Consider the following 12,477-nt stretch of genomic DNA (forward strand, 5'->3'; position numbering starts at 1 on the left):
CTCAGCGGCTGAGACCCAGCCGTTTGAGCTCGGCGATGAGGACGGGGATGACGGTGAATAGATCGCCCACCAGCGCGTAATCGGCGATCTGCATCAGGGGGGCGGCCGGATCGGTGTTGATGGCGATGATCTTTTTGGCGCCCTGGATGCCGGCAAGGTGCTGGAGCGCGCCGGAGACGCCGATGCCGATGTAGAGATCGGGGGCGATGATCTTGCCGGTCTGGCCGACCTGCCAGTCGTTTGGGGCGTAGCCGGCATCGACCGCGGCGCGGGTGGCGCCGATGGCGGCGCCGAGGTGCTTGGCGAGATCACCGACGAGGTTGAAATGCTCGGCCGAACCGAACGAGACGCCGCCGGAGACTACGATCTGGGCGGTGGCGAGATCGGGGAGGTCGGATTGGGTGCGGTGGGCGGCGATGAAGCGGGCGACGGCGGGGACGTCAGCGGCGATGGTTTCGATGGGCGCAGCGGGTTGCGAACCGGCGGGGCGGAAGGCGGAGGTGCGGATGGTGACGAGTTGCGTTGCCTGCGAAGAGGAGACGGTCTCGACGGCGTTGCCGGCGTAGATCGGGCGATCGAAACGGGTGGGGCTGTGGATGGCGATGATGTCGGTGACCGGCATCAGATCGAGCTTTGCCGCAAGGCGCGGGATGGCATCGCGGCCGGGGGCGGCGGAGGCGGCGACGATGTGGGTATAGCCGGGGGCGAGGCGTTCGAGCAGCGCCGTAAGCGGCTCGGGCGCGAGGTTGGTGAGACTGGCAGTGTCTGCGACGAGGACCTTGGCAACGCCGGCAATGCGGGCGGCGGACTCGGCGATAGCAGTGACGGCTTCACCGGCGACGAGGAGGTCGACAGGGCCGAGCGTGCTGGCGGCGGCGATGAGCCGTGCGGTGGCGGGGGAGAGCTGGCCGAGATCGTGCTCGGCGAGAACGAGGACGGCCATCAGATCGCCTCCATCTGGGAGATTTCCGAGGCGATGGCCTCGGCGAGTTCGACGGGGGTGGCGAGGGTCTTGCCGGGGACGCGTTCTGGAGGCGGGGCAACCTTTTCGATGGTGAGGCGCGGCGTGAGGTCGATGCCGAACGCGGCGGCGGGGCGGGTCGCGAGCGGCTTCTGGCGCGCTTTCATCACCATGGGAAGCGCGGCGTTGCGCGGGGTGTTGAGGCGGAGATCGGCGGTGACGATGGCGGGGAGCGTGACGGCGACTTCGGTGCGGCCGAACTCGACTTCGCGGGTGACGGTGAGTTCGCGGCCGGAAACGGTGATTGCCGAGGCAAAAGTCGCCTGCGGCCAGTCGAGGAGCCCGGCGAGCATCTGGCCGACATGGTTGCAATCGTCGTCGACGGCCTGCTTGCCGAGAAGCACCAGATCGGGCTGTTCTTCGGTGACCACAGCGCGGAGCAGCTTGGCGATGCCGAGGGTTTCGACGGCGGCGTCGGTTTCGATCAGGATGCCGCGGTGGGCGCCCATGGCGAGGGCGGTGAGGATGACGTCGGTCGATTGCTTGGGTCCGATCGAGACCACGACGATTTCGGTCGCGTGGCCGGCTTCGGCGAGCTGGACTGCGGCTTCGACGGCGTGTTTGTCGAAGGGGTTGATCGACATGCGAACGTTGGCGGTTTCGACGCCGGTGCCATCGGGGCGGACGCGGATGCGCACGGCGTGATCGACGACGCGCTTGACGGCAACGAGGATTTTCATCGGCAGCCTCCCAGACAGGGGCGTTCCATCGCAAATCGCGGGCACAGGGGCAAGTTTGAGAGGAGAAATTCTGACCCGTTCAAGGCCATGGAAGAGAATGTCATGCCCGCAAGCGGGTTGACGCCCCACTGCCCCAACGGCACAGTATGACCTTAACCATTCCAGGTCTGTTATGCCCGTCATTAACCGCATTGCGGAATTCGCCGATGAAGTCGCCGGATGGCGCCGCGATTTCCACCTTCACCCCGAGCTCGGCTACGAGGTTCACCGCACGGCGGGGAAAGTCGAAGAGCTGCTGAGATCGTTCGGGGTGGACGAGATCGTCACGGGGATTGGCAAGACCGGTGTTGTGGGCGTGATCCGGGGGCACGGGCCGGGCCGGACCATTGGCCTCCGCGCCGACATGGATGCGCTGCCGATCGCGGAGCGGACCGGCAAGCCCTATACGAGCACGGTGCCGGGCAACATGCATGCGTGTGGACACGATGGACACACCGCGATGCTGCTGGGGGCCGCCAAGTACCTCGCCGAGACGCGCAACTTCGACGGCACGGCGGTGCTGATCTTCCAGCCGGCCGAAGAGGGCGGGGCCGGTGGCAAGGCGATGGTGGCCGATGGGCTGATGGAGCGCTTCGGCATCGAAGAGGTTTATGGCATGCACAACATGCCGGGCCTGCCGCTTGGCAGCTTCGGCATCCGCGCTGGCGGCATCATGGCGGCGAGCGACAAATTTGAGATCACCATCGAGGGTGCTGGCGGGCATGCGGCGATGCCGCACAAGTCGGTCGACCCGGTGGTGGTGGCGGCGCAGCTGATCCTCGCGCTGCAGACGCTGGTGTCGCGCAATGTGGATCCGATGGAGCAGGCGGTGCTGTCGATCACCATGCTCAGGGCCGGCGAGGCGTTCAATATCATCCCGCAATTCGTGAAACTCACCGGCACGGTGCGGACGCTGGACGAGGCGGTGCGCGACCTGATGGAGAGCCGGCTCAAAATGGTGAGCGAGGGGCTGGCGGCAACGTTCGGCGCCAAGGCCGAGGTCAGTTACCATCGCGGCTATCCGGTCACCTCCAACAGCGCGCGGCAGACGGACTTTGCGGCTGCGGTGGCTGTGGAAGTGGCGGGAACCGAGAAGGTCGACGCCGACACCAGTGCGACGATGGGCGGCGAGGATTTTTCCTACATGCTGCAGGCGCGGCCTGGGGCCTATATCTTTCTCGGCAATGGCCCCTCCTCGGGGCTGCACAGCGACACTTACGATTTCAATGACGAGGCGATCCCGGCTGGAGTGAGCTACTGGGTGAAGCTGGTGGAAAACGCCTCGCGCACCTGATTGCCGACGCAACGGCGTTCCGGCTTCGCCGGGCGTCAACGACTTTCCTTTCGAGACCGCAACCGTGTCAGCCGCTGCCGCTTCCGCACTTTCCAAGGCCGTCATCGCGCGACGGACGCTGCTGACACTGTTCATTTCGGCGGCGGGGGGTGGCGTCGCGCAGATTTTGAGCTTGCCGGCACCATGGCTGATGGGCGGCGCGGTGGCGGTGGCGGTCAGCGCTCTGCTCGGCGCCAAGGTGATGCTGCCTAACTGGCTGCGGGATACGACGTTCGTTTTCACCGGGCTGTCGATGGGCGCGGGCGTCTCGCGGGACAGCCTGGCGCTGATGGCGCAGTGGCCGGTGACGCTCCTGGCGCTGGTGCTCGAACTGGTGCTGATCATCGGGGTAACCGGGTACTTCTTGCGCAAGGCGTTTCGGCTGGATCGGGGCACCGCCTATCTCAGCTCGTTCCCCGGCCACCTGAGCTTTGTGATGAGCATTGCCGCTGCGGGAGTTGGGGATTCGCGCCAGATCGTCATCATCCAGGTGATCCGGCTGCTGCTGCTGACGGTGTGTGTGCCGCTCGGGGCAATCTTTCTCCCCATCGGCCACTATGCGGGCGGGGTGGGACTGCCGTGGATTGCCCCGGAGGCGATCGTTCTGGTGGCGATTGCCTGTGGCTTCACCGGGTTTGTGTTCACCCGCCTGAGAGTGCCGGCGGCCTATGCGCTGGGGGCGATGGCGGCCTCGATGGCAGCGAAATTCTCAGGGTTCTTCGATGGCGCGATGCCGCCGCCGCTGCTGACGGTGGTCTTCATTTTTGTCGGCGCGCTGATCGGATCGCGGTTCAGCGGCATTACGCGGGCGGAGTTCAGGCGGGCAGCGATCGGCGGCTTTGCCGGTACGCTGTTGACGGTTGCGATCGTCACGGCCGTGGCTTTCGGCGCCTCGTTGCTGGTGGATATGCCGTTCGGCCAGATCTGGCTTGGGTTGTCGCCGGGCGCTCTGGAGGGCATGGGGTCGCTGGGGATTGCGCTGGGGTTTGACACGGCGTTCATTGCCGCCCATCACGTTATGCGCCTGCTGCTGCTGACCATCGCCATCCCAGTGGTTGCCATGCTGGTGCGGGAGCCGGTAGCGGAACCGACATGAGCCTGGAAAGGTTCGGTAACTCATCTTGTTGCCAGAATCATCGGTTCCCATATGAGAGCTGAAGTGGAGTGAAAACGATGCGCTGGACCCTGCCCCTAGTTGCCGCAGTTGCAATTGCCGCTTCGGCTCTGCCGGCCGCAGCCCGCGAACGTTGCGATGCTCCCAATAGTCCGGGCGCCAATTTCCGCGTGACGATCAGCTTTGGACACCGTGATGCGGAAACCGACGAGCAGATCAACAAGATGCTGCTGGCCCAGCAGGGCGTAAACGCCCGGTCGGTGCGTCGCACCAGCGACGGTTGCCTCGAGGCGTGGATCCCCAATGGCGACGGCAGCTTCCGCAATGAATATTATGACCCGGACGTGCTGGCCAAAGGCCAGGCGCTGAAGCTCAACCTCGACTGAACATTGAAGCCGCCCGTCAGGACGGCTTCTTCGTGCCAGCGAATTTCAAGCTGATCTCTCCACTGTCGTAGAATGCGTAGCCATTGGCTGCGAGGGTCAGCTTTTTGCCTTTACGCGAAACGCCCTGAGAGAGCGGCAGCAGTTCTGCTGTCTCTGCGCCTTCCACCGTCAGCGTGATGGGATCGGCAGAGAGGTTGAACAGACAGGTCAGGGTTTCGTTGCTGGTCTTGCTGCCGCTGCGGCGGTAGGCGAGGAGCGGTTCGGCAACTTTCAGGAACTCGATGTCGCCATCGGCCAGAACCGGATGGGCGCGACGGAAGGCGATGGCCTTGCGGTAGAAGGCCAGCGTCGAGTTGGGATCGGCGTCCTGGTGCGCAACATTGAGAGCTGAGTGCGCTGGCTTGACCGGCAGCCAGGGCTTGCCGGCGGTGAAGCCGTTCGGCGCCTCCCCCTCGTCCCACGGCATCGGGGTGCGGCAGCCGTCGCGACCCTTGTATTCAGGCCAGAAGCGGATGCCCGGCGGGTCGGTCAGCTCTTCGAAAAGGATATCGGCTTCGGGCAGGCCCAGCTCCTCGCCCTGATAGAGGCAGACGGAGCCCTTGAAGCTCAGCAGCATGGCCGCGGCCTGGCAGGCGAGGTCGGCTTGACTTGCGGATGAAGCGGCCCAGCGGGAAACGTGGCGGTTGACGTCGTGGTTGGAGAAGGCCCAGCAGGGCCAGCCGTTCGGCGCGCCGGCAAAGAAGTTCTGTTGCTTGGTCCTGAAGTGGGCGGCGGTGAAGTCATTACCCAGCATGTCGAAGGTGTAGGCCATGTGGAGCTTGTCGCCGCCGGAGGTGTATTCCTCCATCAACTGCAGGCCTTTATGGCTATCGCCGATTTCGCCCACGGTGGTGGAGCCGGGATATTGGTCGAGCAGCGCGCGGACGCGCTTCAGGAACGCGACGTTCTCGGGCTGGCTCTTGCCGTACTTGTGCTCCTGCATGTCGTAGGGGTTGACTGCATAGGGCAAGTGTTTCGGGCGGCGAGCGGGCGGATTGTTGCGCAGCAGCTTGTCGTGGAAATAGTAGTTCACCGTGTCGAGGCGGAAGCCGTCGACACCGCGCTCCAGCCAAAAGCGCATGACGTCGAGCAGCGCATCCTGCACAGCGGGGTTGTGGAAGTTCAGATCGGGCTGCGAGGTCAGGAAATTGTGGAAGTAGTACTGCCCGCGGCTCGGGTTCCACTCCCAGGCGCGGCCGCCGAAGACTGACGGCCAGTTGTTGGGTGGGGAGCCGTCCTTTTTGGGATCGGCCCAGACATACCAGTCGGCCTTGGCATTGGTGCGGTTGAGTTTGCTCTCGCGGAACCAGGGGTGCTGGTCGGAGGAGTGCGACAGCACCTGATCGATGATGACCTTCAGCCCCAGGGCGTGGGCGCGCTTGATGAGGTCGTCGAAATCCTCGAGGCTGCCGAACAGGCGATCAACTTCCTTATAGTCAGAGACGTCGTAGCCCATGTCGGCCTGCGGCGACTGGTTGATGGGCGACAGCCAGATGGCATCGACACCGAGGCTCGCGATGTGATCGAGCCGGCGCATGATGCCGGGCAGATCGCCGATGCCGTCACCGTTGGTATCCTGAAAGGACCGCGGGTAGACCTGATAGATCACCGCGCCGCGCCACCATTCCGTCATCGATCGCTCCGTCGGTTCGTTATTTGCAAGTGTCGTGGGGCCGGATTCGAAAGGCAATGCCTTCGTGTGACTGCTTGGCGCGAAAAAGCGGCGTCAAAACGGTCACGAGGTCGCGAGCGGTGCTTTTGATAATAATAGTTCTGATCTAGAAGTTATCTCGCATGCGTCTTTGGGGGACATGATGCCGACAATTCCGATCAACTGGCTGGCCATCCTGCTGGCCGCGGTCATCCGCATGGCGGTGGGCACGGCGTGGTACTCGCCTGCGCTGTTCGTCAAACCGTGGCAGGCGCTGAGCGGCGTGACCCCGGCGTCGATGAAGGCGGGGATGGGCAGGGCCATTTTCATCGATGCCGTGATGTCGCTGCTGATGGCGTTTGTCTTCTACTATGTGCTCCATACCGCACCGGAGATCGACATCGTGCGCGGCGTTCTGCTTGGCGTGTTCATCTGGATCGGGTTTGTGCTGGCGACATCGTTGCCCCTCTGGGCATACGAAAATCGGCCGCTGAAGCTGATTGCCATCAATGCCGGGCACAACCTCGTGGCGTTGGTGCTGATGGGCGCCCTGCTCGGCGCTTGGCACTGAGCAGGATCAGGACCTTACAGTTGAACGCCGAGGACGCGAAGCGGGTCAGACGACGGCGCTGAGGAGCGGCTCGCCGGCAAAATGCGCATCGAGATTGGCAACCACGAGGTCACCCATCTTGTTGCGGGTCTGGTGGGTGGCGCTGCCCTGGTGAGGGGAGAGGACGACGTTATCGAGCGCGAACAGCGCCTCGGGCACGGTGGGCTCTTTCTCAAAGACGTCGAGCGCGGCCCCGGCGATGCCGCCGGACTGCAGCATTTCGACCAGCACGGGTTCATCGACGAGGGTGCCGCGGCCGACATTGACGAGGAAGCCCTCGGGGCCGAGCGCGGTGAGCACGTCGCGATTGACGATCTTTTCGGTGCTTTTGCCACCGGGTGCGATCAGCACCAGCCAATCGGCATCGCGGGCCATGTCGGCGAGGTTGTCGTAGTAGATGAAGGGCTCGTTGGGCTGGCGATTGCGGCCGTGATAGACGACCCGCATCTTCATGGCCTGGGCGCGGGCGGCGACTTCCTTGCCGATGCGGCCGAGGCCGAGGATGCCGACGGTCTTGCCGTTGAGTTCGCTGAGCAGCGGGAAGCTGCCCTTGAGCCACTTGCCCTGGCGGACGAACTGATCGGCCTGCGGGATGCGCCGGGCGAGCGCCACCATCAGCCCGATGGTAATTTCGGCCATGGCGTCGTTGAGGACGTTGGGGGTGTTGGTGACGCGGATCTTCCGCTCGCGGGCGGCCTTGGTGTCGATCGAGTCGTAGCCGACGCCGAAATTGGCGATGAGTTCGAGCCTGGGCAGCTTGTCCATCAGGGCCGCATCGACATTGCCGCCAGCGATGGCACGGATGCGGGGGGAGATGTCGCGGATCAGGGCCTGTTTGTCCGCCGCCTCGTGCAGCTTGTGCACGGTGAACCGTTCGGCGAGCGAACGCTCGCAGCGGTCGAGCAGTTTGTGGGTCTGGAGGATCTCTTCAGGCATCTTTGCGTCCTTCTGGTGGGCCGCAAAGTCATAGAGCCAAACGGGGTCGCTTTGAAGTCAGCCAAAGGTTTGTTTTATCCGACAGGTGGTTCGCGGTAGAGAGCAACAGCGAACTCATCGCAGGAGGGTAACGAAGCCCGCTTGTGGGCTGCGCGCAAATGTGTAGCAATGACTTACCGAGTGGGATCGGCCGCAAGTTCAAGCAGGAGCAATGGCCTCAACGACGCCCTTTGACGAAATGAACAACGCGGACGGCACAGTCCGCGAGCCTTACCTGATCTTGCAGGAGTGGTTGAAGGAACAGCCTCCGCAGGCGCTGAGCCTGATGTCGGCTGACGCAGAGAGCCTGTTCCGCCGGCTGGGTATCACCTTTGCCGTCTATGGCAGCAATGAGGGTTCCGAAAAGCTCATTCCGTTCGACATTATTCCGCGCATTATTTCCGCGATGGAGTGGCGCAAGCTCTCCAAGGGGATCGAGCAGCGCGTCAGGGCGCTGAATGCCTTTCTGCATGACATTTACCACCGCCAGGAAATCCTGAAGGCGGGGCGGGTGCCGGAAAAGCTGATCCTCAACAATTCCGCGTTCTGCCCGGAAATGATGGGACTGGACCCGGCGCGCGGCGTGTATTCGCATATTATCGGCGTCGATATCGTGCGGGTCGGGCCAGACGATTTCTACGTGCTCGAGGACAACCTCAGGACGCCATCGGGCGTCTCGTACATGCTGGAAAACCGCGAGGCGATGCTGCAGCTCGCGCCGGAACTGTTCCAGCGTTACAAAGTGGCAGCGGTCGAGAGTTATGCCGAAACGCTGCGGCGGACGATGGAGAGCGTGGCGCCGGCCAACTCATCCGGCTCGCCCAATCTCGTGGTGTTGACGCCGGGTATCCACAACTCGGCCTATTTCGAACACTCGTTCCTCGCCGACCAGATGGGGGCTGAGCTCTGCGAGGGGCAGGATCTGTTTGTCGAAAACGGCAAGGTCTACATGCGGACGACCACGGGGCCCGAACGGGTGGACGTGATCTACCGCCGCATCGACGACGATTTCCTCGATCCGCTGACGTTCCGGCCTGATTCGATGCTCGGTGTGCCGGGGCTGTTCGATGCCTATCGGGCGGGGAATGTGACGCTGGTCAATGCGCCGGGCACCGGGATTGCCGACGACAAGGCGGTTTATACCTATGTGCCGGAGATCATCGAGTTCTACCTCGGCGAGAAAGCGCTGCTGAAAAACGTGCCAACCTATAACTGCACCGATGATGATGAGCGGGCCTATGTGCTCGAGCATCTGGAAGAGCTGGTGGTCAAGGAAGTACACGGCTCGGGCGGCTACGGCATGCTGGTGGGGCCGGCATCGACCAAGGCGATGCGCGAGGAGTTCCGGAAGAAAATCCTCGCGCGGCCGGACAATTACATCGTGCAGCCAACGCTGGCGCTTTCCACCTGCCCGACCTTTGTCGACCGCGGCATTGCCCCACGCCACGTGGATTTGCGGCCTTATGTGCTGGTGGGAGACGATGTGCGGATCACGCCGGGCGGTTTGACGCGCGTGGCACTGAAGAAAGGCTCGCTGGTCGTCAACTCCTCGCAGGGTGGCGGCACCAAGGACACCTGGGTGCTGGAGGAATGATTGTGCTCGATTCTTCCCCTCACCCGGCGCTACGCGCCACCCTCTCCCTCAAGGGGAGAGTGAAGATTTGGCACGATCTTGCCCCCCTCCTCCCCTCTCCCCTTGAGGGAGAGGGTGCCTCGCGCAGCGAGGCGGGTGAGGGGACGGAGGCTTTGCAATGCTAGGGCGAACCGCACAAAATCTGTTCTGGCTGTCGCGCTATATCGAGCGGGCGGAGAATATGGCCCGGATGTTCGAGGTCGGGTACCGGATGAGCCTGACATCGCGCCGCGAAGGTGGGGCGAGTGAGCATCTGGTTTCGATGCTGCGGGCGGCAGAGGCCGAAGAGGGGTTTGCGCTCAAGCACAAGCAGGCGGACGTGCAGAGCGTCGCGCACTACATGCTGTTTGATGAGGAGAACTTCTCGTCGGTGAAATCGTGCCTCCTCGCCGCGCGCACCAATGCGCGGTCAGTACGAACGGCGCTGACGCTGGAAATGTGGGAATCGATCAACGCGGCCTGGCTGGAGTTTGCCGAGATCCGGCCACGCGATATCTCCGGGGCAAAGCTCCAGGAACTGCTGGGCTGGATCAAGCAGGTGAGCCACACCTATCGCGGTGCACTGCTTTCAACGTTTCTCCGTGATGCGGGATATGCCTTCAGCCAGATCGGCAACTTCGTCGAGCGGGCCGACAATACGGCGCGTATTCTCGACATGAAGTACTATGTGCTGCTGCCGCGGGCGACGTTGGTGGGCGGCGATGTCGATGTGCAGCAGTGGACGATGATTCTCCGCGCGGCATCGGCGCATCGCAGCTACCGGCACGTGTACCATGACCGCTACAAGGCCTGGAACATTGCGGACTATTTGATCCTCAGGCCGGAAATGCCGCGCTCGCTGATCTTTTGCGTGCAGTGGATCAACCGGACAATCGACATGCTCGAGGAGATTTATGGCGCGCGGACGGCCGGGCAGAACGCTGCGGCGGAAGTTACCGCGCTGCTCGAAGGCACCACAGTCGACCACATCTTCGAATATGGCCTCCACGAGTTCCTGACCGAGTTCATTGCGCGAAATAACCGCATGACCGAGGCGCTTTCCGAAAGCTATAATTTCTACTGATGAACATCACCGTCCGACATCAACTGAGCCTTGGACTGGGCGCCGGCGTTGCGCGCAGCGTGCAGCACCTGCTGCTGACACCACAGACCGGCCCAACGCAGGTTGTGCGGGAGTGGAGTATCGAGATGCCGGGGTTTGACGACGCCGCGCGGTTCATCGACGGCTTCGGCAACGCCGCGCAACTGGTGAGCCAGTTGAAGCCGGAGGTGGAACTGGTGATCAAGATTGCCGGGGTGGTTGATACGGTCGACCGCAACGGGGTGATCGGCAAACCGGCCGGTGAAGCGCCGCCGGGGCTCTATCGCCGGCCGACGCCGCTGACGAAGGCGGTCGGTGCGATCACGTCAAGATTTCGCAATGCGCCCAAGGGCGTGCCGGATCGCATTCCGCTGCTGCATGCGCTGATGGCGCGCGTTGGCGAAGTGGTGGGCGGGACCGAGCCGTCGCAATCACAATCGCAAGGTGGCGGTGAGCAATCGCAGAGCCAGGGTGAGGCCAAGGCGGAGCGGCCATCGGCAAGCCAGTTTGCGCACGCCTTTATCGGCGCAGCGCGAGCGCTGGAAATCCCGGCCCGCTATGTGACGGGTTACGTCCTGGCATCCGAGGATGAGCCCGCGATGTTCCATGCCTGGGCCGAGGCCTGGGATGATGGGCTGGGCTGGATCGGGTTTGACCCGACGCTGGGTTATTGCCCGACCGACAGCCATGTGCGCGTCGCAGTAGGGCTCGATGCGGTGGGGACAATGCCGGTGCGCTCGGTCCCGGCGGTGGGTTCACCGCAGGTACTAGCGATGAGCATTGAGGCGGCGCAGTAGGAGACCCCTCACCCGTCTCGCGCTACGCGCGATCCACCCTCTCCCCGACGGGGAGAGGAATGGTGTGAGCCGCGCTTCCCAGCCCTCCACCAACGCTAGAGGCTACAACCCCAGAATATACAGCCACGCGCTGACTGTCAGAACCGAGAGCACGGTGGTGATGAGGATGGTGTTGGTGGCGACGTTGACGCCGCGGTTGTAGTAGGTGGCGAAGACGTAGGCGTTGATGCCTGAGGGCATGGCGGCGAGCAGGACGCCGTAACGGGCGTATTCGTGATCGACGTGGAGGACGTAGATCATCAGCACATAGGCGATGGCCGGCTGCAGCAGCAGCTTGAGCAGTGACATAGAGAGCGACTGGGCCCAGTTCTCGGAGAGTTTGTAGTCGTTGAGGGCGCCACCGAGGCCGAAGAGGGCGGCTGGGGTGACAGCGGCAGCCATCATGTTGACGAAGGCATCGACGGACTCGATCAACTTGATGCCTAGGAGATTGACCGCAACGCCGGCGGCGATGCCCCACATCAAGGGGTTGGAAATGATGCGGATGAAGGCGACCCACAGCGCCTTGTGGAGCGGCGCCCCATCGCGACGCACCAGTTCCATGGTGAGCATGCCGACGGTGATCAGCACCGAGGCGTGGAAGGCGATGATCGAGAAGGCGGTGGCCAGCGCCTGTGTGCCATAGGCGCGCTGGATGATCGGGATACCGATCAGCACTGTGTTGGTGAACATGGCCGCAAAGCCGGACGATACGCCCTCGCCGGGCCGGTTCTTGAAGAAACGGATGGCGATCAGCGAGCCGAAGACGAACGACGCCACCGCGCCGACATAGAACGGCCCGATGACACCCCAGTTGAAGGTGGTGGAGAAATCGGACGTCGCCATGGCGTGAAAGAGCAGGCACGGGGTGGCGAAGTTGTTGACGAAGAGCACAAGCCCGCGCACGCCCTCGGACGGAAACAGCCGGAAGCGCACGGCTGAATAGCCGAGCGCCATCAGCGCAAAAACCGGGATGATGACATTGAGAATTGCGAGCATAGAGGGCCGCCAGGAGAGGTGATCCCTACTGCACCCCAAGCGCGTAAGGGTCAATGCGCCTTCCGAACCAATATGACATT

The 12,477-nt window shown here is 63.3% G+C and carries 12 protein-coding genes; 7 read left to right on the forward strand and 5 right to left on the reverse strand.

What is annotated here, in order from left to right:
• Window position 1: 1 nt before the first annotated feature.
• Together ACO06J_RS11260 and ACO06J_RS11265 are read right to left on the reverse strand one after the other, a co-directional pair.
• Entirely contained in the window at window positions 2-943 is a 942-nt protein-coding gene (locus tag ACO06J_RS11260; RefSeq protein ID WP_421760806.1) for an electron transfer flavoprotein subunit alpha/FixB family protein, read from the reverse strand.
• Window positions 943-1,701 carry an electron transfer flavoprotein subunit beta/FixA family protein gene (locus tag ACO06J_RS11265; RefSeq protein WP_421760807.1) on the reverse strand — a complete coding sequence of 253 codons (759 nt, stop codon included), beginning with the start codon at window positions 1,699-1,701 and terminating at the stop codon, window positions 943-945. Before ACO06J_RS11265 ends, ACO06J_RS11260 begins: the two co-directional genes overlap by 1 nt.
• 172 nt (window positions 1,702-1,873) lie before the next feature.
• Here ACO06J_RS11265 and ACO06J_RS11270 point away from each other — a divergent pair, with 172 nt between their 5' ends.
• The 3 genes from ACO06J_RS11270 to ACO06J_RS11280 all read left to right on the forward strand — a co-directional run bounded on the left by ACO06J_RS11270 (window position 1,874) and on the right by ACO06J_RS11280 (window position 4,573).
• Window positions 1,874-3,034 carry a M20 aminoacylase family protein gene (locus ACO06J_RS11270; protein ID WP_421760808.1) on the forward strand — a complete coding sequence of 387 codons (1,161 nt, stop codon included), beginning with the start codon at window positions 1,874-1,876 and terminating at the stop codon, window positions 3,032-3,034.
• 64 nt (window positions 3,035-3,098) lie between these two features.
• Window positions 3,099-4,169 (forward strand): AbrB family transcriptional regulator, encoded by a 1,071-nt coding sequence (locus tag ACO06J_RS11275; RefSeq protein ID WP_421760809.1) that lies wholly within the window; start codon window positions 3,099-3,101, stop codon window positions 4,167-4,169.
• Window positions 4,170-4,246: 77 nt separating this feature from the next.
• Window positions 4,247-4,573: a hypothetical protein gene (locus ACO06J_RS11280; protein WP_421760811.1), complete on the forward strand. Its 327-nt coding sequence runs from the start codon at window positions 4,247-4,249 to the stop codon at window positions 4,571-4,573.
• Between the two features lie 16 nt (window positions 4,574-4,589).
• Here ACO06J_RS11280 and ACO06J_RS11285 read toward each other — a convergent pair whose 3' ends face one another.
• Window positions 4,590-6,245, reverse strand: coding sequence for an alpha-glucosidase family protein (locus tag ACO06J_RS11285; protein ID WP_421760812.1), 1,656 nt, complete (start codon window positions 6,243-6,245; stop codon window positions 4,590-4,592).
• Window positions 6,246-6,426: 181 nt separating this feature from the next.
• Here ACO06J_RS11285 and ACO06J_RS11290 point away from each other — a divergent pair, with 181 nt between their 5' ends.
• The gene (locus tag ACO06J_RS11290) at window positions 6,427-6,834 is read left to right on the forward strand and encodes a DUF1761 domain-containing protein (RefSeq protein ID WP_421760813.1); all 408 of its coding nucleotides are present in this window, start codon (window positions 6,427-6,429) and stop codon (window positions 6,832-6,834) included.
• Between the two features lie 45 nt (window positions 6,835-6,879).
• On the opposite strand, the gene ACO06J_RS11295 is transcribed toward ACO06J_RS11290, so the two are convergent.
• A complete protein-coding gene (locus ACO06J_RS11295) occupies window positions 6,880-7,809 on the reverse strand; it encodes a 2-hydroxyacid dehydrogenase (RefSeq protein ID WP_421760814.1) in 930 nt (309 codons plus the stop codon).
• A gap of 211 nt (window positions 7,810-8,020) precedes the next feature.
• On the opposite strand from ACO06J_RS11295, the gene ACO06J_RS11300 reads away from it, so the two are divergent.
• The 3 genes from ACO06J_RS11300 (at window position 8,021) to ACO06J_RS11310 (ending at window position 11,359) form a co-directional block, all read left to right on the forward strand.
• Window positions 8,021-9,442: a circularly permuted type 2 ATP-grasp protein gene (locus ACO06J_RS11300; protein ID WP_421760816.1), complete on the forward strand. Its 1,422-nt coding sequence runs from the start codon at window positions 8,021-8,023 to the stop codon at window positions 9,440-9,442.
• A 157-nt stretch (window positions 9,443-9,599) separates the two neighbouring features.
• Window positions 9,600-10,544 carry an alpha-E domain-containing protein gene (locus ACO06J_RS11305; RefSeq protein ID WP_421760817.1) on the forward strand — a complete coding sequence of 315 codons (945 nt, stop codon included), beginning with the start codon at window positions 9,600-9,602 and terminating at the stop codon, window positions 10,542-10,544.
• A complete protein-coding gene (locus tag ACO06J_RS11310) occupies window positions 10,544-11,359 on the forward strand; it encodes a transglutaminase family protein (RefSeq protein ID WP_421760818.1) in 816 nt (271 codons plus the stop codon). The genes ACO06J_RS11305 and ACO06J_RS11310 overlap by 1 nt, the downstream gene beginning before the upstream one ends.
• 102 nt (window positions 11,360-11,461) lie before the next feature.
• Here the strand turns inward: ACO06J_RS11310 and ACO06J_RS11315 are convergent, their stop codons facing one another.
• Window positions 11,462-12,397, reverse strand: coding sequence for an AEC family transporter (locus tag ACO06J_RS11315; RefSeq protein WP_421760819.1), 936 nt, complete (start codon window positions 12,395-12,397; stop codon window positions 11,462-11,464).
• Window positions 12,398-12,477 lie beyond the last annotated feature (80 nt).

Origin of the sequence: Devosia sp., from assembly GCF_965229025.1 — a bacterium.
In the GTDB taxonomy this organism is placed as follows: domain Bacteria; phylum Pseudomonadota; class Alphaproteobacteria; order Rhizobiales; family Devosiaceae; genus Devosia_A.

Coding starts and splice junctions, on each gene's coding strand:
- ACO06J_RS11300 (WP_421760816.1), top strand. CDS start 8,021: ATGGCCTCAACGACGCCCTTTGACGAAATGAACAACGCGGACGGCACA.
- ACO06J_RS11305 (WP_421760817.1), top strand. CDS start 9,600: ATGCTAGGGCGAACCGCACAAAATCTGTTCTGGCTGTCGCGCTATATC.
- ACO06J_RS11285 (WP_421760812.1), bottom strand. CDS start 6,245: ATGACGGAATGGTGGCGCGGCGCGGTGATCTATCAGGTCTACCCGCGG.
- ACO06J_RS11295 (WP_421760814.1), bottom strand. CDS start 7,809: ATGCCTGAAGAGATCCTCCAGACCCACAAACTGCTCGACCGCTGCGAG.
- ACO06J_RS11315 (WP_421760819.1), bottom strand. CDS start 12,397: ATGCTCGCAATTCTCAATGTCATCATCCCGGTTTTTGCGCTGATGGCG.
- ACO06J_RS11280 (WP_421760811.1), top strand. CDS start 4,247: ATGCGCTGGACCCTGCCCCTAGTTGCCGCAGTTGCAATTGCCGCTTCG.
- ACO06J_RS11290 (WP_421760813.1), top strand. CDS start 6,427: ATGCCGACAATTCCGATCAACTGGCTGGCCATCCTGCTGGCCGCGGTC.
- ACO06J_RS11260 (WP_421760806.1), bottom strand. CDS start 943: ATGGCCGTCCTCGTTCTCGCCGAGCACGATCTCGGCCAGCTCTCCCCC.
- ACO06J_RS11310 (WP_421760818.1), top strand. CDS start 10,544: ATGAACATCACCGTCCGACATCAACTGAGCCTTGGACTGGGCGCCGGC.
- ACO06J_RS11270 (WP_421760808.1), top strand. CDS start 1,874: ATGCCCGTCATTAACCGCATTGCGGAATTCGCCGATGAAGTCGCCGGA.
- ACO06J_RS11265 (WP_421760807.1), bottom strand. CDS start 1,701: ATGAAAATCCTCGTTGCCGTCAAGCGCGTCGTCGATCACGCCGTGCGC.